Origin of the sequence: Actinomadura physcomitrii, from assembly GCF_008923205.2 — a bacterium.
GTDB lineage: Bacteria > Actinomycetota > Actinomycetes > Streptosporangiales > Streptosporangiaceae > Spirillospora > Spirillospora physcomitrii.
This window is the reverse complement of record NZ_WBMS02000006.1, coordinates 80,227-102,957: the sequence shown is the minus strand read 5'-3', so window position 1 is coordinate 102,957 and position 22,731 is coordinate 80,227. Positions and strand designations below refer to the sequence as shown.

22 protein-coding genes are annotated in these 22,731 nt (G+C 73.8%); 14 read left to right on the top strand and 8 right to left on the bottom strand.

Annotated features, from left to right (window positions below; translation table 11 throughout):
* Positions 1 to 4: 4 nt before the first annotated feature.
* From F8568_RS09655 to F8568_RS09645, 3 genes are all read left to right on the top strand, one after another.
* Positions 5 to 298, top strand: coding sequence for a hypothetical protein (locus tag F8568_RS09655; protein ID WP_151593171.1), 294 nt, complete (start codon positions 5 to 7; stop codon positions 296 to 298).
* A complete protein-coding gene (locus F8568_RS09650; protein ID WP_160573557.1) occupies positions 295 to 1,797 on the top strand; it encodes a hypothetical protein in 1,503 nt (500 codons plus the stop codon). Before F8568_RS09655 ends, F8568_RS09650 begins: the two co-directional genes overlap by 4 nt.
* A gap of 357 nt (positions 1,798 to 2,154) precedes the next feature.
* Complete coding sequence (locus tag F8568_RS09645; RefSeq protein WP_151593170.1) at positions 2,155 to 3,189, top strand: alpha/beta hydrolase; 1,035 nt, start codon at positions 2,155 to 2,157, stop codon at positions 3,187 to 3,189.
* Positions 3,190 to 3,226: 37 nt separating this feature from the next.
* On the opposite strand, the gene F8568_RS09640 is transcribed toward F8568_RS09645, so the two are convergent.
* The 3 genes from F8568_RS09640 to F8568_RS46660 are packed head-to-tail and all read right to left on the bottom strand — an operon-like array spanning position 3,227 to position 6,870.
* Positions 3,227 to 4,483 (bottom strand): PP2C family protein-serine/threonine phosphatase, encoded by a 1,257-nt coding sequence (locus tag F8568_RS09640; protein ID WP_151593169.1) that lies wholly within the window; start codon positions 4,481 to 4,483, stop codon positions 3,227 to 3,229.
* Positions 4,484 to 4,505: 22 nt separating this feature from the next.
* Positions 4,506 to 5,039, bottom strand: coding sequence for an MSMEG_6728 family protein (locus tag F8568_RS09635; RefSeq protein WP_151593168.1), 534 nt, complete (start codon positions 5,037 to 5,039; stop codon positions 4,506 to 4,508).
* Positions 5,040 to 5,067: 28 nt separating this feature from the next.
* Positions 5,068 to 6,870, bottom strand: a complete 1,803-nt coding sequence (locus F8568_RS46660; protein ID WP_202124733.1) for a serine/threonine-protein kinase — start codon at positions 6,868 to 6,870, stop codon at positions 5,068 to 5,070.
* A 265-nt stretch (positions 6,871 to 7,135) separates the two neighbouring features.
* Between F8568_RS46660 and F8568_RS09625 the strand changes: the two genes are divergently transcribed.
* The 3 genes from F8568_RS09625 to F8568_RS09615 are packed head-to-tail and all read left to right on the top strand — an operon-like array spanning position 7,136 to position 10,742.
* Positions 7,136 to 8,020: a HalD/BesD family halogenase gene (locus tag F8568_RS09625; protein WP_151593167.1), complete on the top strand. Its 885-nt coding sequence runs from the start codon at positions 7,136 to 7,138 to the stop codon at positions 8,018 to 8,020.
* Positions 8,021 to 8,069: 49 nt separating this feature from the next.
* Complete coding sequence (locus tag F8568_RS09620; RefSeq protein WP_151593166.1) at positions 8,070 to 8,882, top strand: class I SAM-dependent methyltransferase; 813 nt, start codon at positions 8,070 to 8,072, stop codon at positions 8,880 to 8,882.
* Between the two features lie 57 nt (positions 8,883 to 8,939).
* On the top strand, positions 8,940 to 10,742 hold the full coding sequence (locus tag F8568_RS09615) for a choline/carnitine O-acyltransferase (RefSeq protein ID WP_328600800.1): 1,803 nt from the start codon (positions 8,940 to 8,942) through the stop codon (positions 10,740 to 10,742).
* Between the two features lie 23 nt (positions 10,743 to 10,765).
* Here F8568_RS09615 and F8568_RS09610 read toward each other — a convergent pair whose 3' ends face one another.
* The 3 genes from F8568_RS09610 to F8568_RS09600 form a co-directional block, all read right to left on the bottom strand.
* Entirely contained in the window at positions 10,766 to 11,134 is a 369-nt protein-coding gene (locus tag F8568_RS09610; RefSeq protein WP_151593164.1) for a group I truncated hemoglobin, read from the bottom strand.
* A gap of 97 nt (positions 11,135 to 11,231) precedes the next feature.
* On the bottom strand, positions 11,232 to 11,636 hold the full coding sequence (locus F8568_RS09605; protein ID WP_151593163.1) for a hypothetical protein: 405 nt from the start codon (positions 11,634 to 11,636) through the stop codon (positions 11,232 to 11,234).
* Entirely contained in the window at positions 11,633 to 12,292 is a 660-nt protein-coding gene (locus tag F8568_RS09600; RefSeq protein WP_151593162.1) for a TetR/AcrR family transcriptional regulator, read from the bottom strand. Before F8568_RS09600 ends, F8568_RS09605 begins: the two co-directional genes overlap by 4 nt.
* Before the next feature lie 37 nt (positions 12,293 to 12,329).
* Between F8568_RS09600 and F8568_RS47925 the strand changes: the two genes are divergently transcribed.
* The gene (locus tag F8568_RS47925) at positions 12,330 to 13,007 is read left to right on the top strand and encodes an ATP-binding protein (RefSeq protein ID WP_151593161.1); all 678 of its coding nucleotides are present in this window, start codon (positions 12,330 to 12,332) and stop codon (positions 13,005 to 13,007) included.
* Between the two features lie 4 nt (positions 13,008 to 13,011).
* Here the strand turns inward: F8568_RS47925 and F8568_RS09590 are convergent, their stop codons facing one another.
* Positions 13,012 to 13,866, bottom strand: coding sequence for an AraC family transcriptional regulator (locus tag F8568_RS09590; protein WP_328600799.1), 855 nt, complete (start codon positions 13,864 to 13,866; stop codon positions 13,012 to 13,014).
* Positions 13,867 to 14,211: 345 nt separating this feature from the next.
* Here F8568_RS09590 and F8568_RS09585 point away from each other — a divergent pair, with 345 nt between their 5' ends.
* Genes F8568_RS09585 through F8568_RS09560 form a run of 6 tightly spaced genes read left to right on the top strand, consistent with a single transcriptional unit; the run spans position 14,212 to position 19,320 of the window.
* On the top strand, positions 14,212 to 15,534 hold the full coding sequence (locus F8568_RS09585) for an ATP-binding protein (protein WP_151593159.1): 1,323 nt from the start codon (positions 14,212 to 14,214) through the stop codon (positions 15,532 to 15,534).
* Entirely contained in the window at positions 15,531 to 15,962 is a 432-nt protein-coding gene (locus tag F8568_RS09580) for a roadblock/LC7 domain-containing protein (RefSeq protein WP_236008578.1), read from the top strand. The genes F8568_RS09585 and F8568_RS09580 overlap by 4 nt, the downstream gene beginning before the upstream one ends.
* Positions 15,959 to 16,312 (top strand): DUF742 domain-containing protein, encoded by a 354-nt coding sequence (locus tag F8568_RS09575; protein ID WP_151593158.1) that lies wholly within the window; start codon positions 15,959 to 15,961, stop codon positions 16,310 to 16,312. The genes F8568_RS09580 and F8568_RS09575 overlap by 4 nt, the downstream gene beginning before the upstream one ends.
* Positions 16,290 to 16,919, top strand: coding sequence for a GTP-binding protein (locus F8568_RS09570; RefSeq protein WP_151593157.1), 630 nt, complete (start codon positions 16,290 to 16,292; stop codon positions 16,917 to 16,919). The genes F8568_RS09575 and F8568_RS09570 overlap by 23 nt, the downstream gene beginning before the upstream one ends.
* Complete coding sequence (locus F8568_RS09565) at positions 16,916 to 18,127, top strand: cytochrome P450 (protein WP_202124732.1); 1,212 nt, start codon at positions 16,916 to 16,918, stop codon at positions 18,125 to 18,127. Before F8568_RS09570 ends, F8568_RS09565 begins: the two co-directional genes overlap by 4 nt.
* On the top strand, positions 18,124 to 19,320 hold the full coding sequence (locus F8568_RS09560) for a cytochrome P450 (protein ID WP_151593156.1): 1,197 nt from the start codon (positions 18,124 to 18,126) through the stop codon (positions 19,318 to 19,320). The genes F8568_RS09565 and F8568_RS09560 overlap by 4 nt, the downstream gene beginning before the upstream one ends.
* Here F8568_RS09560 and F8568_RS09555 read toward each other — a convergent pair.
* Positions 19,274 to 20,713: an SPFH domain-containing protein gene (locus F8568_RS09555; RefSeq protein ID WP_151593155.1), complete on the bottom strand. Its 1,440-nt coding sequence runs from the start codon at positions 20,711 to 20,713 to the stop codon at positions 19,274 to 19,276. The genes F8568_RS09560 and F8568_RS09555 overlap by 47 nt on opposite strands.
* A gap of 94 nt (positions 20,714 to 20,807) precedes the next feature.
* Between F8568_RS09555 and F8568_RS09550 the strand changes: the two genes are divergently transcribed.
* Positions 20,808 to 22,637: a cytochrome c oxidase assembly protein gene (locus F8568_RS09550; protein ID WP_151593154.1), complete on the top strand. Its 1,830-nt coding sequence runs from the start codon at positions 20,808 to 20,810 to the stop codon at positions 22,635 to 22,637.
* Positions 22,638 to 22,731: the final 94 nt, after the last annotated feature.

Here is a 22,731-nt window from a genome sequence, read left to right as displayed (position 1 = left end):
ACCGATGAGCCAGACCAACCCTCACACGTTCAGCTACGCCGAACTCGACCGGCTGTCCGGCGAGGTGCTGCCGGAGCGGGCCGTGCTGTCGACCCTGCTCTCCGGCGGCGACAACGGCAACAAGAACACCAACATCAACGACGGCGGGTCCGGCGGCGCCGACACCGAGACCTCCTACGCCTGCCAGTACACGCACTCGACCGGCACGCCCGGACTGCTCGGCACCGGCCTGCTCGCCGAGGCCGGCTACACGACGACGACCTGCGTCCCGGTCGTCGTCCACAACGACGGCTCATGAGCGGAGCACACCGCAAGGCCGCCTCCCCGGCACGGGCGACCGCGAGCGCCCCCGCGCGACCGGCGGACGCGCCGCAGCCGGCGGATACGCCACAACCGGCGGACGCGCCGCAGCCGGCGGCTGGTACCGCGCAGCCGGCGGGCGCGGGGCAGGCCGCGGGCGGCGCGCGGTCCGTGGCGACGGCGCAGCCCGCCGCGTCCCTCACGCTGCCGGTCCTCGCCGACGGCGTGGAGCTCGTCGGCGAGTTCAAGAACTCCGGCTACCGCGAACCGCCCCAGCTCGTCTGCCTGCCGAACCGGCAGCTCGTCCGGCTCCCGCCGCTGCTGTTCCTGGTCGCGAAGGCGCTGCATGAGCACCGCGACCTCGCCCGCGGCACCGACATCGAGACGGCCCTGGACCGGGTCGCCGACGCGGTCTCGCAGGAGGCCGGCGCCCGGCTCACCGGCGAGCAGGTCGTCTACCTCGCCGACCGCAAGCTCGCCCCGCTCGGCGTCACCACCTACAGCGACGGCACCGCCCCGCCGGTGGTGAAGGCCGACCCGTTCCTCGGGCTCCGGTTCCGGATCGCGGTGTTCCCCGAGTCGGTCACCTGGTTCGTCGCGGGCCTGTTCGGCTGGCTGTTCCGGCCCGTCACGCTGGTGCTCGCGCTGGCCGCCGTCGTGTCCGCCGAGACCTGGGTGCTGTCCACCCGGTCGATGAGCGCGGCGCTGCAGCACACCATCCTCGCCCCGGTGAGCATCCTGCTGATCATGGGCCTCGGGGTGGCGTCGTGCGCGTTCCACGAGATCGGGCACGCCGCCGCCTGCCGGTACGGGGGCGTCCGGCCCGGCGTGATGGGCTGCGGCATCTACCTGGTCTGGCCGGCGTTCTACACCGACATCACCGAGTCGTACCGGCTCGGGCGGCTCGGGCGGCTGCGCGCCGACCTCGCCGGCGTCTACTTCAACGGCATCTTCGTGGTCGCGCTGACGCTGGCGTACCTGAAGACGGGGTTCGAGCCGCTGCTCGTCGCGGTGCTGTACGTCAACCTGGAGATCCTGCAGCAGCTGCTGCCGACGCTGCGGTTCGACGGCTACTACATCATGTCCGACCTCGTCGGCGTCCCCGACCTGTTCAAGTACATCGGGCCGATCCTGCGGCGCACGCTGCTGCTGCGCCGCGCCGACACCCGGCTGAACGACCTGAAGCGCTGGCCGCAGGTCTTCGTCACGATGTGGGTGCTGGTCATCGGCCCGGTGATGCTGTTCCAGCTCGTTCTGATCTCCACGCAGGTCCCCGGGCTGGTCCGGATGGACTGGCAGAAGATCCAGATGCTGGCCGCCGAGGCCGAGCACGGCGCCGGCGCGCTCCAACTGACCGCCTCGGGACTGCAGATCGTGCTGCTGGTGCTGCCGCTGCTGGGCCTGGCGCTGATCCTGTACCGGCTGCTGCGCGGCGCGGTGCGGATGGCCGTCAAGTACGTGAACGCCCCGACCGCCGAGCCGGTGCCAGAGGCCTGACGGCGCCCGCCGGGCCCGGAGCACCTCGGGAACCCGGCATATCCCGAAGCACCGGGAACATCGAATACATCGCGCACACCCCGAACACCGCACGCGCCGGGCGCCCGAAAAGGCGTCCGGCGCGACGCGGGTACGGAAACAATCTTCTTTGCGATTCTTCCGCGATGCTTGGAACGTAACCGGAACGGGAATCTACTCGGAGTAAGTAGCAATATCCCCGATCTCGGAACGCACATCGGTACCGGGCCGGACAACGGCCCGAAGGCAGCCGGCGGAAGCGCGACCCGCCCTTCGCCGCGCTGCGCGCATTCGCCGTTACCACGGCGCTCCCCTTTTCCGCCGGCCCACCCTGCCGGCATGCCCGGAAGGCCCGCTTTGCTCCGACGCTCCACCCCCGTCGCAGGGCCGGGGTTCCTCGCCCTGCCGCTCGCCCTCGTATTGGCCGCCGCGCTCGCCACCGCCGTCCCCACCGCCCGTCCCGCAGCCGCCGCGACGACCGCGACCGGCACCCTGACCGGCGCGAAGGTGATCGCGGAGAAGGCCGTCGCGCCGCGGACCATCGACCTCACCGTCCAGTCCCCGGCGATGGGCGCGCAAGAGAAGGTGCGCCTCCTCCTCCCGCCCGGATGGTCCAGGACCGCCGACCGGAGATGGCCGACCCTGTGGCTGCTGCACGGCGGCGTCGACGGCTACACCGCCTGGACGCGCGATACCGACGTCGCCGAACTCACCGCGCATTCCCCCGTCATCGTCGTCATGCCGGAAGGCGGCAGCTGCGGCAATTACTCTGACTGGTGGAACTACGGGAAGGGCGGCTCCCCCGAATGGGAGACCTTCCACATGAAGGAGCTCCCCGCCATCCTGGAGAACGGCTACCGGGCGAACGGGCGCCGCGTCATCGCCGGCAATTCCATGGGCGGCCTCGGCGCGATGCTGTACGCGGCGCGCTTCCCCGGAATGTTCGCGGCGGCCGCCGCCTTCAGCGGCTACGTCGACACCCTTCACGGGTACAAGCCGGGCGACGACTCGATCGGCTGGGGGCCGTCCTTCTCCTGCCCCGGCACCGACTGGCGGCGCGTCTGGGGCGAGCCCGACGCGCAGGCGGCGATCTGGCACGCGCACAACCCGGCCGACCTCGCCAGCCGCCTCGCGGGCGTCCGCCTGTACGTGGCAAGCGGGAACGGCAAGGCCGGATCGCTCGGCGGGCTCCCGTTCACCGACCCCGTCGAGGCCGCGGCGAACGACGTCTCGCACGCCTTCGCCGACCGGCTGGACGCCCTCGGCATCCCCGTCACCACCCGCTTCTTCGACGGCCAGCACTCCTGGCCGTACTGGCAGCGGGACCTCCACGACGCGTACCCGATGCTGATGCGCGCCCTGGACGCCTCCTGATCGGGCGCGCCGTGAGCGGCCGCACCCCCGGCGCGGGTCACCCCGCGTCGGGGGCGGCGCGCCGGATGCCCGCGGAGCCGCGCCACTCCAGCAGCAGGACGGTGGCGTCGTCGTCGAGCCGGCCCTCGTGGTGCCGCAGGATGCTGTGGATCAGCCGGCGCAGCGTCTCGGGGACCGGGAGCCCGGCGGCGTTGGCGCGGATGATGAAGTCGACGAACCGGACGAGCCCGAACTCCTGCTTGTTCGGGGCGCGCGCCTCCACGATGCCGTCGGTGTAGAGCAGCAGCCGGTCGCCGGGTTCGAGCTGCTCCCGGCAGACCGCCGGCTCGATGCCGAGATCGGTGCCGAGCGGGTGGCCGGGGTCGCAGTCCAGCGCCGTCACCCAGCGGCCGCCGCGGATCACCACCGGCGCCGGGTGGCCGTGCGAGATCCACGACACCACGCCCGTCCGGGCGTCCAGCTCCGCGAGGACCGCGGTGACGAACCGGCCCGACTCGTCCTCCTCGATCAGCACCTCCTCGATGGCGCGGCCGCAGTCCACCAGGCCGGCGCCCCGCAGCCTGCTGTTGCGGTGCGCCGCGACCGCGAGGTTGGCGGTGACGCCGGACGAGGTGTCGTGGCCCATCGCGTCGAAGACTCCGAGGTGGACGATGTCGCCCGCGAGGCCGTAGTCGAAGGAGTCGCCGCCGAGCTTGTAGGCCGGCTCCAGCGCCGCGCCGATCACCATCGCGTCGTTGGCGAACGTCATCGGCGGCAGCAGCCGCCACTGCTTCTCCGACGACACGGCCATGTCGCGGGTGCGCACCAGCCGGGCGAGCGAGTCGCTGGTCGCCCCCTTGCTGACGATCAGCAGCGCGACCAGGCCGGCGAGGCACTCGGCGTCGGCCGCGGCCTCCTCGTCGCCGGGGGCGACGGTGGCGCGCAGGACGCCGATCCGTGCCGAGCCGCCCAGGACCGGCACCCAGAGGTGGTGGGCGCCGTCCTGCTCGGGGTGCCCCGTGACCACCGCCATGTTCTGGTAGGCCCGCCCGGCGAGGGTGCCCTCGACGCGGAGCTCCTCCGGTTCGTCCCCGGACCGGCGGCCGGCGTCGCCGCCCTGGCCGGTGAGCAGCCGCAGCACCCGCTGCTGGAGGTCCACCACGTAGATCCGCACGTCGAAGAGGCCGGCGCGCGCGGCGTGCTCGGCGACCAGGCCGGGCATCTGCTCCAGCGAGATCGCGTGGCTGGCGGCCACCAGATCGCGCAGCAGCCGCTCGCCGCGGGGCCGGCCGTCCGGCCGTCCATCGGCGTTCATCGCCCACCTCCGAGGTCAGGCCCTACCCCGCATCGGCCCCGGTATGACCCCCGGGGCGGCCGGTGCCGCCGGGGCGCTCGGGGCGGCCGGTGCGGTCGCGGTCCGAGCGGGGCCAGACGTAGGGGAGATCGTCGGGAACGTCCGGGAAGATCGGACCGTAAAAGGCCGGGTCCTTGCGGACGAGCGCGGAGCGGTGGCTGAGGTGGAACGCGGGCTCGCCGAGCCACGGCGGCAGCTGTCCGGCGCGGGCGAGCGCCTCCTGGTCGCGGGCCCGCGCGGGGCCGCCGCCGGTGGCGAGTTCGGCGGTCATCGTCGCGGCGCAGGTGTCGGCGCGCCCGAGTGTGCACCATCGCGCGCAGATCTCCAGGCCGTAGCGGACGACCGCCTCCTCGTACCCGGTCCACATGAGCACCGCGGGATGGCGCTGCCAGCCGTACCCGGGGACGGTGAGGGCGCGGAACACCTGGAGCGCCTCCACCCGCTGCTTGCCGAGCCGCCGCGGGTCGAGGACGCGGGCGGTGGCGGCGAAGTCCGGGTAGGGCAGGAAGGTCTGCACCTCGATCCCCTACCCGGTGCCCGCCGCGTCACTTCGGCAGCAGGGCGGCGAACTCGGGTTTCAGCAGATCGCGGACCTTGGCGTAGGGGGCGCCGAAGTCGAGGTTGCCGCAGCCGTCGCTGCCGGAGTTGAACCAGGCGAGCTGGAAGTCCGTCGGGGTGAGGTAGGCGCTCAGGTGCGGCGGCGTCTTCGAGGCGCCCTTGTACAGGCCCTCGGCCGGGGTCTGCTGGAAGTCGGCGGGCTTCCAGGTCCTGCCCGCGGAGCAGTCGGGTTCCCACCGCCGCCCGTCCCGCTGGACGAGCCGGGACTTCAGCGTCCCCACCCCGGCGGCGGTGAGCGTGCCGGGACGGAAGACGTCGGCCGCGGTGAGCCGGCGGCCGGTGCGCAGGTCGACGGTGACGACCTCGCCGCCGGGCGCCCCGTCGGCCTTCTGGCACCAGTCGGAGATCTGGAAGTACCGGACGGACACCAGGCGCGGCCCCTGGAGCCCCACACGCGTCTGGACGCTCACGGTGGTCGGGGTGCCCCCGCAGGCGACCTGCCTGCGGCTCTCCTTCGCCAGCGCGATCAGGTCGTCGAGCGGGGCGCGGAGCGCGGCGTTGACGCGGCGCTGGAGCGCCGCGTCGTGCAGCCCGCTGACCGTTGCGTACTTCGCGCCGTTCACCTTGATGGACGTACCAGGAAGGGTCTCGTTCTGGGCGGCCAGGGTCAGGACGGGATGGTCCTGCGGGGCCTTCTTCTTGGTGGAGTCCTTCGTCGCGTAGACGGCGCCGCCGGCCGCGGCGGCGACGACGGCGACTCCCGCCGCCGCGAGGGCGCCCTTCCCGGCGGCGGTGGCGAGGAAGCCCTTGCTGACGGCCGCGCCCGTGGATCCCGCACTGGCGGACACGCCACCGCCCGTCCCGGCGGCACCCGCGGTTCCGGCCGCGCCGGCGCCGGCGCCGGTGGCGGCGGCGCCCGGAGCGACCGCCAGCGCGCCCAGCGGGAACAGGGCCGCCAGCGCGACGGCGGCCGCCGCGAGCGCCCGGACGCCCCGCTGCTCCCAGTCGGGCCCGTACAGGGCGACCGCCGCCGCCTCGAGCTCGCCGACGAACGCGACGGCGCCCTGCGGGCGGTCCCCCGCCTGCTTCGCCAGGCCCTTCGCCACGAGGGGGCGCAGCCGCTCGGGGACGTCCGCGACGTCGGCCGCGGCGGTCAGGTGCTGGTTCATCAGCGCCGCGCGCTCCCCGGCCGCGAACGGCCGCCGCCCCGTCACGCACTCCACGAACACGCAGGTCGCGGCGTACACGTCGGTGGCGGGGGTGGCGGCCTCGCCGCGCCACTGCTCGGGCGCCATGTAGGTGGGCGTCCCGGCGGCCGAGCCCTCGCCCGCCAGCACGGCCACGCCGAAGTCGACGAGCTTGCTCAGCCCGTCCGGCCGGACGACCACGTTGGCGGGCTTGTAGTCGCGGTGGACGACGCCGACGGCGTGCGCGGCGGCCAGCCCGAGCAGCGAGCCCTTCAGCACCAGCAGCGCCGCCTCCGGCTGGAGCCGGCCGTGCTCGGCCAGCACCGCCTTCAGCGAGGCGCCGTTGACCGCCTCCATCACGATCGCGGCGCCCTCGCCGCTCTCCACGAACCGGTAGAGCCGCGCGACGTACGGGCTGGTCAGCCGGCCGAGCATCTGCGCCTCCGCGCGCAGCCCGGCGACGGCCGCCGGGTCGCCGCCGGTCAGGTACTTGATCGCGACGGGCGCGCCGGTCCCGGCGTGCCGCGCCAGCACCACGCGGCCCTGCGCGCCGCGGCCGAGCTCGCGTTCCTCGACGAAGCCCGTCAGCCGCCAGTCCGCCATGCGCCCTCCTGGGGGTGAGTAGTGGACCAGTGTCCCAACCGTCTGGAGACGCCGTCACCCGGGCGAAGGTTCGGACTGGTCACGATCATCTGGTGATATGGGACACATCGGACAGTGTGCCGGCGCGTGCAGTGGACCGTTCGAAGCCACAGGTCACCGACCGGGCTTATCGAATTCTGACAAATCCGCCGGGAAAGCACGGCCATGAATGCGCACGGGGAATGTGCTAAAACCCGGGTGGGGTTCGCCACGCGGAAGGATCTTCATGGGCGCAGTGGAGGCTCGGGCCGCCGGCCGGGCGGCAGGCGCGGAACTGGTCGACACCGATCTCTATCCGCTGCACGATCCGGACGGCGCGGGCTGGACCGCCGTCGTTTCGCGGGTCCGGGAGGAGCTGGCGAATTCCGGCTGCTGCGTCCTTCCGGACTTCATTCGCGGCGCATTGCGGCAGCGGCTGCGGACGGAATGCGCCGCCATCGCGCCGAACGCTCATTACGACGTCGAAACGGTGAACGCCTACAACACCGACATCACCACGCCGCTGCCCGACGACCATCCGGGACGTATCACCGTCGAGCGCGGGAACGCGTTCGTGGCGCGCGACCTCATCCCCGCCGACCTGATCGTCCACCGGCTCTATTCGGACCCGCTTTTCCAGCGGTTCGTGGCCGCGTGCTTCGGGCTGCCGCGCGTCCACGAACTGGGCGACCCGCTGTCCGGGCTGTGCCTGAACGTCGTGAATCCCGGCATGGAGCACCCGTGGCATTTCGACACCAACGAGTTCACGGTGAGCCTGCTGACGCAGCTTCCGCGCGACGGCGGCGTCTTCGAGTACTGCCCGAACATCCGGTCCGCGGCGGACGAGAACTTCGCGGACGTCCGCGCCGTCCTCACCGGGCGCGGCGGGCACCTGGTGCGGCGGCTGGTGTTGCGCCCCGGTGACCTGCAGCTCTTCAAGGGGCGCTACTCGCTGCACCGGGTCAGCGAGGTGCGCGGGGACGTCGCGCGGCACACCGCGATCCTCGCCTACAGCGAGCGGCCCGGCGTGATCGGCAGCGTCGAGCGCACGCGGCAGCTGTTCGGCCGGGTGCTGCCCGAGCACCGGGCCGCGGAGGGACGCGCCGTCCGGGTGGACGCCCTGCTCGACTGAAGCGAGAAACGCCCGGCCCCCGCCCGCGTACTCCAGGAAGGACCGCGACGTGCGCACCGACACGACCGGAAAGATCTCGCTGGACCACATCTACACCGAGCCGGACCCGCGCGCCTACTTCAGCACTCTGCGCGGTCTCGACTACAACATCCCCGAACTGGCCAAGCCGCACTTCGCCCGGCTCATCGCCGAATACCGGCAGGCCCGCGGCGTGCCGGTTCCGACGGTCGTGGACATCGGCTGCTCCTACGGCATCAACGCGGCGCTGCTGAAATACGGCGCCACCATGGCGGAGCTGTACGATCGCTACGGCGGCCGCGACGCCGAACGGCTCACCCGCGGCGCGCTCCTGTCCCGCGACCGTGAGCTGGTCCGTTCCCGTGCACGTGCGAATGGCGTCCGTTTCGTTGGTCTCGACGCGTCCGAGAACGCGCTCTCCTATGCGCTCGACGCCGGTTTCCTGGACGGCGCCGTGCACGCCGACCTGGAAAGCGGCGATCCGACCGGCGAGCAGGCCGCGCGGCTGTCCCGCGCCGATCTGGTCATTTCCACCGGTTGCCTCGGTTACGTCACCGAGCGGACGATCGCGCGCGTCGTCGAGGCGGCGGGCGGGCGCCGGCCCTGGATGGCGCACTTCATCCTGCGCATGTTCCCCTTCGACCCGATCGCCGAGACGCTCGCGGCGGCGGGCTACGCGACCGTCCGCCGCGACGGGCTGTTCCGGCAGCGGCGGTTCGCGACGGAGGAGGAGCATGCGCTCGTGCTGGGCACGCTGGCGGACGCCGGCGTCGACCCGTCCGGCGTGGAGGACGGCGGCTGGCTCTACGCGAGCCTGTACGTCTCGCGCCCGCGCGGGGAATGAACACCGTTGGCCCCGTGCGTGCGGAACGCCCGGGCAGGCATGGAGAACGAGGGACACGTGAACGCCACTCCTGAACCGTCGACGCGCACGTTCGGCAACGAGGACGCGCTGCCCCGGGTGCCGCTGCCCACGCTCGACGAGACCTGCAAGCGGTTCCTTGAGTGGTGCGCGCCGCTGCTGACGGAGGCGGAGCTGGCGGAGACGCGCGCGGCGGTGGAGGCGTTCGCCCGCCCGGACGGCCCGGGCCGCGCCCTGCACGCCGCGCTCGAGCGCTACGACGCCGAGCCCGGCGTGCGCAGCTGGCTGGACACCTTCTGGCCGTACCGCTACCTCGGCCGGCGCGACCGGATCGCGTTGAACGCGAACTTCTTCTTCCTGTTCCAGGACACCGGGGAGCGGCAGCTCGAGCGCGCGGCCGGGCTGATCGCCGGGGCGCTGGACTACAAGCTGCGGCTGGACGCCGAGCGGATCCCGCCCGTCCTGCAGCGCGGCGCGCCTTTGTCGATGGAGCAGAACAAGTTCCTGTTCTCCACCACGCGCATCCCGGGCGCCGAGCAGGACACCGTCCGCGCCCCCTACAGCGCCGAGTGGCCGGGCCCGTCGCAGGCCAGGCACATCGTGGTGTTCTACCGCGGCAACATCGTCCGGATGGACGTGATCGGCCCGGACGGCGTCCCGCACGCGCTGGACGAGCTGGTCGCCGGCCTCGGCACGATCATGAAGGCGGAGCCCGCGCCGGAGCCGTCCGCCGGGCACCTCACCACCAAGGCGCGCGCCGAGTGGGCGGCGAGCCGGGAGGCGCTGCTCGCCGCCGACCCCGCCAACGCGCGGGCGCTCGACGACATCGAGACCGCGCTGTTCTGCGTCTGCCTGGAGGACCTGGCGCCGAAGAGCGACCTGGAGGCGTGCGACGAGCTGCTGCACGGCGACAGCGGCAACCGCTGGTTCGACAAGGCGGTCTCCCTGGTCGTCTTCGCCGACGGCACCGCCGGGATCAACGTGGAGCACTGCGGGCTGGACGGCACCACGATCCTCAGCTTCGTGGACGCGCTGCTCGGCGACTCCGCGGCGGCGCACGCGCAGCGCTCCGGGGCCCGGTCGCAGGGCCTGCCGGCGATCGAGGCGATCGAGTTCGCGCTGGACGACGCGCTGCGCGCCGACGTCCGGGACGCCGCCGCCGCGTTCGCCGCCTACGCCGCCGCGACCGCCACGACCTGCGTGTCGTTCGACGACTTCGGCTCCGAGCGCGCCAAGGCGCTGAAGACGTCGCCGGACGCGTTCGTCCAGATGGCGTACCAGCTCGCGCACAAGCGGGCGAAGGGCCTCACCGGCGCCACCTACGAGTCGATCGCGACCCGCCAGTACCGCAACGGGCGCACCGAGGCGATGCGGGTCGTCACCCCGGAGGTGCTGCGGTTCGTCGAGGCGATGGACGACCCGGGCGCGGGCGCCGACACCCGCCGCGCCGCGTTCCGCGCCGCCGCCGAGGCGCACGTCCGGCGCGCCAAGGAGTGCCAGACGGGCCGCGCGCCGGAGCAGCACCTGTGGGAGCTGCAGCTGATCCAGAAGCGGCGCGGCGCGGAGCTCGGCGTCACCGAGCACCTGGCGCTGTTCGACTCGCCCGGCTGGACGACGATGCGCGACGACTACCTCAGCACCAGCTCGGCGCCGTCGGTGAACATTCGGTACTTCGGGTTCGGGTCGACGAGCGCGCAGTGCATCGGCGTCGCCTACGTCCTGCTGCCCGACCGGTTCAACGTGTACCTGAGCACGCCGGAGCCGGTCGCGGGCGCGATGCACGACTTCGCCGACCGGCTCCGCGAGGCCGTCCGCGAGCTGCAGGACCTCCTCGCCGGATAGCGCCCCCCGCCCGGCCGGGCCGCCTACTTCGCGGTGACGGCGCCGCTCGCGATGTCGTCCGCGAGCGGCGCCACCACCGCGACGATCTCGGCGATGACGGCGTCCGGGACGCCCGCGGCGGCGAGCGCGGCCACGAGGTGCCCCGCCACCTTCTCGAAGTGGGCGCGCTCGATGCCGCGTCCGAGGTGGACGTCCTTCATGGGGGCGCCGCCGTAGACCATCGGCCCGCCGAGCGCCTGCCCGAAGAACTCGACCTGGCGGCCCTTCAGCCGGGCGAGGTTCGTCCCGGCGAAGAAGCCCTTCAGTTCGTCGTCGGCGAGGATGCGGATGTACAGGTCGTCGACCACGGCGATCAGCGCGGCCTCTCCCCCGATGGTGTCGTAGATGCTCATGGGCTCAGCCCAGCGTCCGGCGTTTTCGCCGCCGTTGCGGGCTCGTCAACGCTGCGGCACGAAGTGCGCACGGGCCGTCACGGAGGCGGTGAGGCCGTCAACCGGCCATGAGGTGGCGGTGCAGGAGCGGTCCGATGCCGGCGATGGCGACGAACAGGCCGGCGGCGACGTAGAGGTCGCCGTGGGGCGTCGACCTCAGCAGGTAGGAGGCGACGAGCGCGGCGGCGAGGAGCACGCCCTTGGCGACGACCGCGCGGGCGAGCGAGAGCTGCGGGCCCGGCCGCGGGCGCCCCGCCGTTCGGCGCTTCTGGACCAGGTGCAGCAGCGGCACGCCGACGAAGAGCAGCAGCCCGAACTTGAGGGCGTGCTCCCAGACCGGCTCGCCGGCGTTCCAGGCCCAGATACCGCCCATGATCAGGCCGGCCATCCGGTAGACGCGCTTGACGGCTCGGGGTCCGGCGACGGCGGCGGGGCGGGCGACGGGAATGTCCTGACGGGTCACGACTGCTCCTCGGACGAAGGGTGGGGGGAGTTGGCGATGCCGACGAACAGCCACCGCATCGCCTGGCGGAGCAGGTCGTCCGGCACGCTCGGCGGATCGAGGCGGCGCTGCCGCAGCAGGCCCTGGAACATCGCGCTCGCGACCGTGGCGACGTCGGAGGCGGGGACCGCGCCGGAGGCGCCGACGCGCGCGAGGATCGGCTCCATGAGCTCGGCGAGGGCCGCCTGCGGCTCGCGCTGCGCGGCCGCCAGCGCCTCCCGCAGCTGCGGGTTCCGCATGGCGTAGAGCCACAGTTCGGCCTGCAGGAGGGGCAGGTCGTCGTCCTTGTCGGCGGCCTCCATGAAGAAGCGGCCGAGCGCCGACTCGGGATCCTCGTTCCCGGTGTGCACGGCATCCATGGTCTGCCTGCCGCGCTCGACCCGGGCCCGGGCGCCGCCGACCATCAGCTCGACGAACAGCTCCTCCTTGCCGCCGAAGTTGGAGTACAGGGCGCCGATCGAGTAGCCCGCCGCCTCGGCGATCTCCTCGACCGACGCCCCCGCGTACCCCTTGCGGGCGAAGGTGCGCGCCGCCGCGTCCAGCAGCCGGCGCCGGGTGCGCGCCTTGGCCTCGGCGCGGGTCAGCCGCCTCGGTTTCTCATCGTCTTCGCTATCCATATAGCGGACGATATTCGGATAGTGATCACTATGTCAAATGCGGTCAGGGGCCGCCCGCCCGTCATCGAGACCGTCAAGGGAGCGGGGTACCGGATCCCGTGAAGATCGCCGCGATCGGCCGGCCGCGCCGGGTCTCGCTGCGCGCCCGCCTCACGCTGACCTACGGCGGCCTGTTCCTCGCCGCCGGCCTGGTGCTCCTCGCCGTCACCTACGCGCTGTTCACCCAGCAGCTCGACCGGTCCGGGACGCGGGTCCTCGCGCGGGTCACGACCCACCAGCCGGGGGCGCCGGACGGCCGCGACCGGACGGTGGTGGACGTGCAGGGGACGCCCGGGACCCCGCCCGACTCCGCCAAGGCCGCCGCCGACGTCGAACGCCTGATGCGCAGGCAGCACGACGAGTACCAGGCCGCGGCGACGCAGTCGCGCCTTCGGGTAAAGGCGGCTGGGTGCGCGTCACGTCCGGCACGCGGGACGGGCGCGCCGTCCTGGATGTCGCCAACTCCGGCCCGCCCGTCCCGTCCTACGAGGTGCCGGGCCTGTTCGAGCCGTTCCGCCGGCTCGACGCCGACCGCGTCGTCACCGCCAAGGGCGCGGGCCTCGGCCCGTCCATCGTGCAGTCGATCGTCCGCGCCCACGACGGCGAGGTCACCGCCCGCCCCCGCCCCGAAGGCGGCCTCGCGGTGACCGTCACCCTCCCGGCCGCTCCGCCCTGACCGGTCAGTGCGCGGTGTGCCGGAGCTCGCGGGGGCTCACGCCGAACCGGCGGCGGAACGCGGTGCTGAGCGCGCTGGCCGAGGAGAACCCGGTGGCGTGCGCGATGTCGGTGATGGTGACGTCGCGGTCCTGCGGGTTGCGCAGCCGGTCCCGGACGAGCCGGAGCCGCTCCTCGCGGATCAGCTCGCGCGGTGTCGTCCCGGCGTGCTGCAGGGCGAGCTGCACCTGGCGCAGCGACCAGCCGAGGTCCTGCGCCACGGCGGCGCCGGTGAGGCCGGGCTCGGTGGCGTGCTCGCGCACGTAGCGGCGCACCACCGCCTCGACCTCGGCGAGGTGGCCGGGCGCGGCGGGCCGCTGCCGGCCGGCGACGATCACGCAGAGCAGCTCGGTGATGCGGTCGCAGGCGGCGTCGAACTGGGCGGCGCTGAGCGCGCGGCGCTCCTCGCCGACGGCGCGGACCATGTCGGCGACGACGCGGCCGAGGCCGCTGGACAGGTCGAGGCCCGTCGCGACCGGCGACGGGCGGCGCAGCCTGCGGTCCATCTCGCGCGCCGGGATCGTCATGACGAGCGCCCGGGCGGGGGCGCCGCGCCGGCCGGTGTCCCGCGCGCGGGCGGCCGCCGTCGGCCCGGTCCCGGACGCGAGGCTGATCCGGAACGGCTCGGCCAGCGTGACGAGGCCGCCGGTGCCGGGGCGCAGCCGCGCTTCCCGGCCGTCCTGGGCCAGGGTCAGCTCGCCGTCGAGCGGCAGCACGAAGCGGTAGCCGTCGGCGCGCTCGCGGCGCGCCTGGCCGGCGGTGCGGACGCAGTCGATCTGCTCCGACCAGCGCAGGACGAGCTGGTAGGCGCCGTCGTCCACCGCTGCCCCCCGCCGCCGTTCCGTACCCGGGCGGGCGCGCCGGAGCAGGCGTCGGGAACGCGCTGGCCACGGCGGTCCGCCGCAGGCGAGCGTAGTACGATCACCGCCGCTAAATCAGGAGGACACGCCGGAAAGTAACGCGTATCGGACTGCCAGTGATCATGGCGTGCGCCCCGCGGCAAATTCTCTGCGCGCGCGCACAAGCGCACCCCCCTCACCTCGTCTTACGGTCACGAAACCGCGGCGTATCACCTCCCCGGCCGACGCCGCCGGAACCCGAACCACCAACCGAGAGACGGTCCGACACCGGCCCGCCTCGCCCGACTTCCTGTGCACGAGGACCTGATGGTGCAAATCCTGTTGGCGGCGGCGCTCGTCGTCGTGGCCGCCGCCGGTGTCGCCGCCGCGGTCCAGCTGGCCCGCCAGCGGCGGCTGACCGCCGAGCTCCGCGACCAGAACGCCGCCCTCGCGGCCGGTGTCGAGCTGCGTGACAAGGAGCTGCGGCACCTCGCCGGCGTGCGGCTGCCCGAGCTGATGGAGTCCCTCCACAACCCGGGCATGCGCGTCGCCGGGCCGCTGCACGACCTCACCCGCAAGGCGCCCGCCTTCGGCCAGTCCCTGCAGACGGTGATGGACCTGTTCGCCGGGTCCGCGGAGCGGGTCAGGGAGCGGGCCGACCAGTCCGCCAAGTCGACCCTCCGCGCGATGATGCGCGCCGTGCAGAGCCTCGCCAACGAGCAGCAGCTCGCCATCTCCACCATGCAGGAGCGGCACGACGACCCCGACGTGCTCGACGGCCTGCTGCGCATCGACCACATGAACGCCCAGCTCGGACGGCGCGCGCAGGCCACCGCCGTGCTGTGCGGGTCGTGGCCCGGCCAGCAGCGCTCGGCGTCGTCGATGACCGACGTGGTGCGCGGCGCCACCTCCCGCATCCGCGACTACCTGCGGGTCAACCTCGAGGGGCCGGTGAACGTCGCGGTCACCGCGCGGGCCGTCGAGCCGGTCGTGCTGACGCTCGCCGAGCTGCTCGACAACGCCGCCCGCCACTCCCGTCCCGACACCAACGTCGAGGTCAACTTCCGCACCGCGCACAACGGCGTCGCCATCACCATCGACGACGCGGGCGTCGCGATGGACGCCGAGGAGCTGCAGCGCGCCGCCGAGCTGCTGTCCGGCGAGGCGTCGGTGGACGTGCACCGGCTCGGCGACCCGCCCCGCGTCGGGTTCGCCGTCGCGGGCGTGCTCGCCGCCCGGTACGGGTTCACCGTGTCGGTCGACTCGCGGTCCCCCTACGGCGGTGTGCGCGCCGTCGTGTTCGTGCCGGACGAGCTGCTCACCGAGGTTGCCGACGACCCGCGCGCGCGGCCCGCGGCGTCGAACGGCGGCGGCGAGCGCGCGCGGGCGGCGGACGCGGCGGACGTCCCGTCCACCCGGCATGGGCTCCCCAAACGCAGCCGCGTCGCGGTCGCCGACCGCGCCGCCGAACCGGAGGAGCCGGACGCGGCCGACCCGGCCTCCTGGGCCGAGCCGGTGCGCCCGCCGCGGGAGACCGCCGCCGGGCTCGGCGCCTGGCAGCGCGGCACCCGGTCCGGCCGCGCGGGCACGCCGGCGGCCGGCACCCCGGTGCCGCCGCCGGGCGTTGAAGGAAAGGACCTGCGGCCATGAACGAGGGGAACGGCGCGATGGACGACGGCACGAACCGGCTCGGATGGATGCTCGACGACGCCCTGCGGATGCCCGAGACGCGGTACGCGATCCTGCTGTCGGCCGACGGGCTGCTGATGGCCCACTCGGAGCGCATCGGCCGGGACGAGGCGGAACGGCAGGCCGCGGGGATGTCCGGGCTGCAGTCGCTGGCCCGCAGCACCGCCGAGTTCTGCGGCGACGCGGGCACGATGTGGCGGCAGACCGTCAGCGAGTTCGACGACGGGTACGTGTTCCTCGTCGCGGCGGGACCGGGCGCCTACCTGGCGGTGTCGGCGACGCAGCACGTGGACATGGAGACGGTGTCGTTCCGGCTCCAGGAGCTGGTGCAGCGGCTGGGCAAGGAGCTGACCAGCCCGCCCCGCCCCGGCGCGGACAGCCGCGCATGAGCCGCCGCAACGAGCGCGCGCTGGTGCGCCCGCACGTGGTCACCGGCGGCCGGGCGCACCCGTCCCGCAACGTGTTCGACCTGGTCACGCTGGTGATCTCGGCCGGCGACCTGCCCCGCACGGGGCTGTCGCCGGAGAAGCTGCGGATCGTGGAGCTGTGCCGGGGCGGCGCGCTGTCGGTCGTGGAGATCGCCGGGCATCTGTCGCTGCCCGTCGGGGTGACCAAGGTGCTGCTGTCCGACCTCGTCGACAGCGGCCACCTCGCCACACGGGCGCCCGCGCAGGCCGCCCCGACGTCCCGGACCCGGCTCCTGCAGGAGGTGCTCGATGGACTCCGCGCAAGTCTCTGACACCCCGGTCCCCGGAACCCGGGCGGCCGACGACGGGCCCTACCTGCGCGAGACCGTCCGGACCGCCGTCAAGATCCTCATCGTGGGGCACTTCGCGGTGGGGAAGACGACCTACGTCGGGACGCTGTCGGAGATCCGGCCGCTGCGCACCGAGGAGCGGATGACGCAGGCCGGCGCGAGCGTCGACGACCTCGCCGGCGTCCACGACAAGACGACGACCACCGTCGCGATGGACTTCGGGCGGCTGACGCTGAGCGACGACCTCGTCCTCTACCTGTTCGGGGCGCCCGGCCAGCAGCGCTTCACCCGGCTCTGGAACGACCTGGCGCGCGGCGCTCTCGGCGCGCTGATCCTGGTGGACACGGCGCGGCTGCAGGAGTCGTTCGCCGTCATGGACATCGTGGAGAAGCAGGGCCTGCCGTACGCGGTGGCGGTGAACCGGTTCGAAGGGTCGCCGGAGTTCCCCGACGCGGAGGTGCGCGAGGCGCTCGACCTGGCGCCGTCGACGCCGCTGGTCACCTGCGACGCGCGGGACCGCGCGTCGTCCACGCACGCGCTGATCGCCCTCGTCGACCATCTGCTCACGCTCGGCGGGGAGGCCCGGTGACCGTCGACCGGACCCGTCCCGTGGACGGCGCCGGAGCGGACGGCACCGAGCCCGGGCGGCTCTACGGGCCGGAGTTCGCCGCCGACCCCCGCCGGGTGTACGCGGCGCTGCGCGCGCACGGCGACCTCGCGCCCGTCGAGCTGGCGCCGGGGATCCCCGCGACGCTCGTCATCGGCTACGACGCCGCGCTGGAGGTCATGCGGGACGCGGGCCGGTTCCCGCGCGACGGCAGCCGCTGGCAGCAGGACGTCCCCGCCGACTGCCCCGTCCTGCCGATGCTCATGTACCGGCCGAACACGCTGTCGGCCAACGGCCCGGTGCACGCCCGGCTCCGATCGGTGATCACCGACAGCCTGGACCGGGTCGACACCGGGGCGCTGCGCGGCCATGTCGAGACGGCCGCGGCCCGGCTCGTCGACGCCTTCGCCGCCGACGGCGAGGCCGACCTCATCGGCCAGTACGCGCGGGTGCTGCCGCTGCTGGTGTTCAACGAGCTGTTCGGCTGCCCGCCCGAGATCGGCGACCGGCTCGTCGAGGGGATGAGCGGGATCTTCGACGGCACGTCCGCGGAGGAGGCCAACGCGGTGCTGAACCGGGCGACCCGCGACCTGGTCGCCCACAAGCGCGCCACCCCGGGCGCGGACGTGACGTCGTGGATGATCGGGCATCCGGCGGAGCTGGACGACGACGAGATGGCCGAGCAGATCGCGCTGCTGCTCGGCGCGGGCACCGAGCCGGAGCAGAACCTGATCGCCAACGGGCTGCGGCTGCTCCTCTCGGACGACCGGTTCGGCGGCGACCTGTCCGGCGGCAGCCTGCCGATCGAGGACGCCCTCGACGAGATCCTGTGGACCGACCCGCCGATGGCGAACTTCGGCGCGACGTTCCCGCGCCAGGACGTCGAGTTCCGCGGCCGCGTCCTGCCCGCCCACCGGCCCGTCGTCATCTCCTACGCCGCCGCGAACACCGACCCGTCGCGGACCCCGCACCAGCGCACCGGCAACCGCGCGCACCTGGCGTTCGCGGCCGGGGCGCACACGTGCCCGGCGAAGGGGCACGCGCGGCTCATCGCGTCCGCCGCGATCGAGATGCTGCTCGACCGGCTGCCCGACATGGAGCTCGCCGTCCCGCCGGACGAGCTGGAATGGCGTCCCGGCCCCTTCCACCGCGCGCTGGTCGCGCTGCCCGTGAGGTTCCCCCAGCAATGACCGAAACGCACGTGAAGACCGACCGCGTGCCCATCTACGGGCCGGAGTTCGCGGAGGCGCCCGAGCGCGTCTACGCGCGGCTGCGCGAGTACGGCGAGCTCGCCCCGGTCGAGCTGGCGCCGGGGGTCCCCGCGACGCTCGTCATCGGCTACGACGCGGCCCTGGAGGTACTGCGCGACCCGGCCACGTTCCCGAAGGACGCGCGGCGCTGGCAGGCCGGCGTGCCCGCCGACTGCCCGGTGCTGCCGGTGATGATGTGGCGGGAGAACTGCCAGGCGGCGGACGGCCCCGCGCACACGCGGCTGCGGTCCCCGGTCGTCGACGGCCTCAACCGCCTCGACCCGTCCGCTCTGCGCGAGAACGTCGAGCGCAACGCCGACCTCATCATCGACGGCTTCGCCGCGGACGGCGAGGTCGAGCTGATGTCCGGATACGCACGGACGCTGCCGACCCTGGTGATGCTGGAGATGTTCGGCTGCCCGCCGGACCTCGGCGAGCGGATGCGGATCGGCTTCAGCGGCATCATCGAGGGCGTCGACGCCGAGGCGAGCAACGCGCTGCTGGGCGGCGCGATCATGGAGCTGGTCGCGCTGAAGCGCGAGAAGCCGGGCGCGGACGTGACGTCGTGGATGCTGTCCCACTCGTCCGAACTGACCGACGAGGAGATGCTGCACCAGCTCGTCACGCTGCTCGGCGCCGGCATCGAGCCGGAGCAGAGCCTCATCGCCAACGGCGTGCGGCTGCTGCTGTCCGACGACCGGTTCGGCGGCGACCTGTCCGGCGGCAGCCTGCCCGTCGAGGACGCCCTCGACGAGATCCTGTGGACCGACCCGCCGCTGGCGAACATGGGGATCACCTACCCGCGGCAGGACGTCGAGTTCCGCGGCCGCCTGCTGCCCGCCGACCAGCCGGTCGTGATCTCCTACGCGGCGGCGAACACCGACCCGTCGCGGGCCGCCGCCGGGTGGGCCGGGAACCGCGCCCACCTGGCGTTCAACGCGGGCCCGCACACCTGCCCGGCCAAGAGCCAGGCCCGGCTCATCGCCTCGGTCGCCATCGAGAAGCTCCTCGACCGGCTGCCCGAGATGGAGCTGGCCGTCCCGGTGGACGAGCTGCGGTGGCGTCCCGGCCCGTTCCAGCGGGCGCTCACCGCGCTGCCCGTCCGGTTCCCTCCGGAGCCGCCCCGCCGGTGACGGCCGGGGACTCGGCGGTCGCCGCGCGCAGCGCGCCGATCACCGCGGCGAGCTGGGTGAGCAGCCCGGCGACGCTGGTCTGGTCGGCGCCGTTGACGGTCACGGTGCGCAGCTCGTCCGGCTTCGGCAGCCGCTCCAGGATGTCGGGCAGCCGGGCGATCAGCCGCGCCTGGATCGCCGCGGGCGCCTGCTCGTTGTCCATCGCCGCGCGGATCCGCTCGCGCTCCAGGCCGAGCAGCGCCGTCTCGTGCTGCGCGCGCGCCCGCGTCTCCTGCAACGCCAGCTCGCCCTCGACCCGCAGCCGGTTCAGCTCGTGGTCGCGCTCGATCCGCAGCCGGCCCGTCTCGGCCTCCTCGGCGTGCCGCTCGCGCTCCATCCGCAGCGCGTGCCGGGTCGTCTCCGTCTCCAGCTCGGCGACCTCGCGGGCGTCGTCGTGCTCGCGGCGGGTGCGGCGCTGCTTCTCGGCCGTCTCGAGGTCGAACCGCTCCGCCTCGTTGCGCGAGCGCAGCTCCGCCAGCTCCCGCTCGTGCTCCAGCCGCTGCGTCTCCTTCACCCGCTGCGCCGCCATCTCGCGCTGCGCGACGGCCTCCTCCGCCTCCAGCTCCGCCAGCCGCGCGATCCGGCCCTGCTCGGCCCGGTACGGCTTCTGCAGGTTCTCCCACAGCCGCGACGAGCTGACCACCGCCTCCTTGATCTGCACGGTGACGATCCGCAGCCCGAGTCCCCGGTCGCTGTGGTCCTCGCCCTCGGCGACGGCGCGCAGCCGCGCGGTCAGCTCCTCGATGATCGGCTGCTTGTCGCTCAGCACGTCCCGCACGCCCATGCTGGAGACCTTGTCCTTGATCGCCGCCTCCGCCTGCTCGCGCAATTGCAGGTTCACCACCCGCATCGGGTCCTGCGCGTCGCCGAAGTCGAGCTTGCGGTAGGCGGTCGCGAAGTCCTGGATGATCCACTGGACGTAGCCCTGGACGAGCACGCCCTGCAGCTCGCTGCAGATGCAGTACGCGTTGATCAGGATGGTCTGCGTCGCGCCCGGCACCACCAGGAACGAGTCCGTGGACGGGTTGAACCGGAACGACACGCCCAGCCCGATGTGCAGCGGCTCCGCGCGCCCCCGGCGGGTGTGCACGACGAAGGCGTTCGGCGGGACCAGCACGTTCTTCCACCGCCAGAAGCCCTTGATGCGCACCTCGACCGGGCCCGCCTCCGCGTGCTCGGGGGACGCGGCGGGCGCCCCGCCGAGCGCGCGGTCCCGCTTGGCCAGCGGCCCCGGCGGCGGCACCGCGCCGGGCGGCGGCGGGGCCGACCGGCGCGACCGCAGGTCGCCCTCCAGGACGGCCTGCTGCGCGACGACCTTCTCCAGGTAGGTGTTGCCACCGTCGTTGGCGCTCATCGTCCCCTCACCTGATGCCCGTACGCGTCGCCGGGATGGCGGACACTTTAGTGGGCGATGAACCTTCCGTCCCGGTCCGTGCGTATCTTCCGCCGTGGCAACGCAACCGCGGCAGGCGCCCGGCCCCGACCGGCCCCTCCTCGTGACGGCGGCGCTCGCCGCGGCCCTGCTCGTCCTCGCGCTGGTCGTGCGGTTCGGCGGGTCGCTCGGCGCCGCCGCGGCGCCCGGCCTGTCGCAGGCCGGCGCGCTGACCGAGACCGGCCTCACCGTCGCCAAGCTCGGCGTGAACGCCGCGTCCACCGTGACGGTCGGCTGGCTGCTGGCCGCCGCCGTGTTCGTCCCGGCGACCGGGACCGCCGGCCGGTGCCTGCGGGCGGCGTCGCTGAGCGCGGCGGCGTGGGCGCTGTGCACGCTGGCGTTCGTGGCGTTCAGCGTGTCCGACCTGTTCGGGACCGGCCTCACCGGGATCAACGGCGCCATGCTGCGGACGTTCCTGCTCGACCTGCCGCAGGGACGCGCGCTCGTCCTCGTCTTCGGGACGTCCACCGCGCTCTGGTGGGCGGCCGGGCGTCGTGGAGCGCCCGGTGCCGCCGGATACCTGCTGCTCGCGGCGCTCGCCGGGCTGATGCCGCCGCTGTTCACCGGCCACGCCGCGACCGGCTCCCACCACGCGCTCGCCGTGTTCAGCCTCGCCGCCCACATCGCGGGCGCCGCGCTGTGGATCGGCGGGCTCGTCGCCCTCGTCCTGCTCGCGCCGGAGATCCGCGACCGGCTGCCCGGCGTCGTGCAGCGCTACAGCACGCTCGCGCTGACCGCGTTCGCCGTCGTCGGGGCGAGCGGCGCGGTGAACGCGTGGATCCGGCTCGGCGGCCTCCACCTCGGATCGCGCTACGGCGCGCTGATCGTGGCGAAGACCGCCGCGCTCGCCGCCCTCGGCGCCATGGGCTGGTGGCACCGCCGCGCCACCATCCCGGTGCTGGCGTCGGCGCCCCGGCCGTTCGTCCGGCTCGGCTCGGCCGAGATCGTCGCGATGGCCGCGACGATGGCGCTGGCGACCGGCCTGTCGCGGACCCCGCCGCCCGAGGTGTCGCCCGGCACCATCGACGCGGTCGCGCTGCGGCTCGGCTTCCCGCTGCCCGGACCCGCCGGCGTCGCCGCGTACGTGACGCACTGGTGGATCGACCCGCTGTTCCTCGTGCTCGTCCTCCTTGGGGCCGTCCTTTACGGGATCGGCGTGGTGCGGGCAGGGCGGTGGGCCGTTCGCCGTAGCGTCGCGTGGGCCGCCGGGTTGAGCGTCCTGCTGTTCGCCATGGGCAGCGGCATCGCCCGCTACAGCATGGTCCTGTTCAGTGCCCACGCCTTGCAGCACGTACTGGTCGGAGTGGTGGCGCCCATACTCCTTCTGTGTGGGCGTCCCGCGCGGCTCGTGTCGGCCGGCTCGCTGCTCGCCGCCGTCCTCGACAGCCGGGGTGTGCGGATCCTCAGGGAACCGGTCGTGTCCTCGGCGCTGTTCCTTCTGAGCCTCTACGCGTACTACATCTCGCCCCTGTTCGGCGCGGCGCTCGCCAACCACGCGCTCCACTCGCTGGCGATGGCCTGCTTCCTCGGCATCGGGCTGGCGTTCTTCAGCAGTACGCGGGTACCGGTCGTCCTGCCGGTGCTGCTGGCCGCAGCTGGGATCGTCCTCATGCTGGACGGGACCGTCCTCGGCGGCGGCTGGTACGAAGGGCTCGGACGCCGCTGGGGCGCGGCTCCCCTCGACGACCAGCACGCCGGCGCCGCGATCCTGTGCGCCGCCGCGACGCCCGCCGCGCTGTTCCACCTCGTCCGGCGGCTCCGCCCGGCGCGGCGGCTCCGCTTCACCCGGCGGCTCCGCCTCTCCCGGCGTGGACATCCTGCCCCTTCACCCGTCCCATTCCGCTGAACCCGTGCGCGTGCGCGGGGGTGCTTAGACTCCGTCCCGGGCCCGCGCCGCTTGACCTTGACGCGCACGTCAAGGCGTACGGTCGCTGACGGCC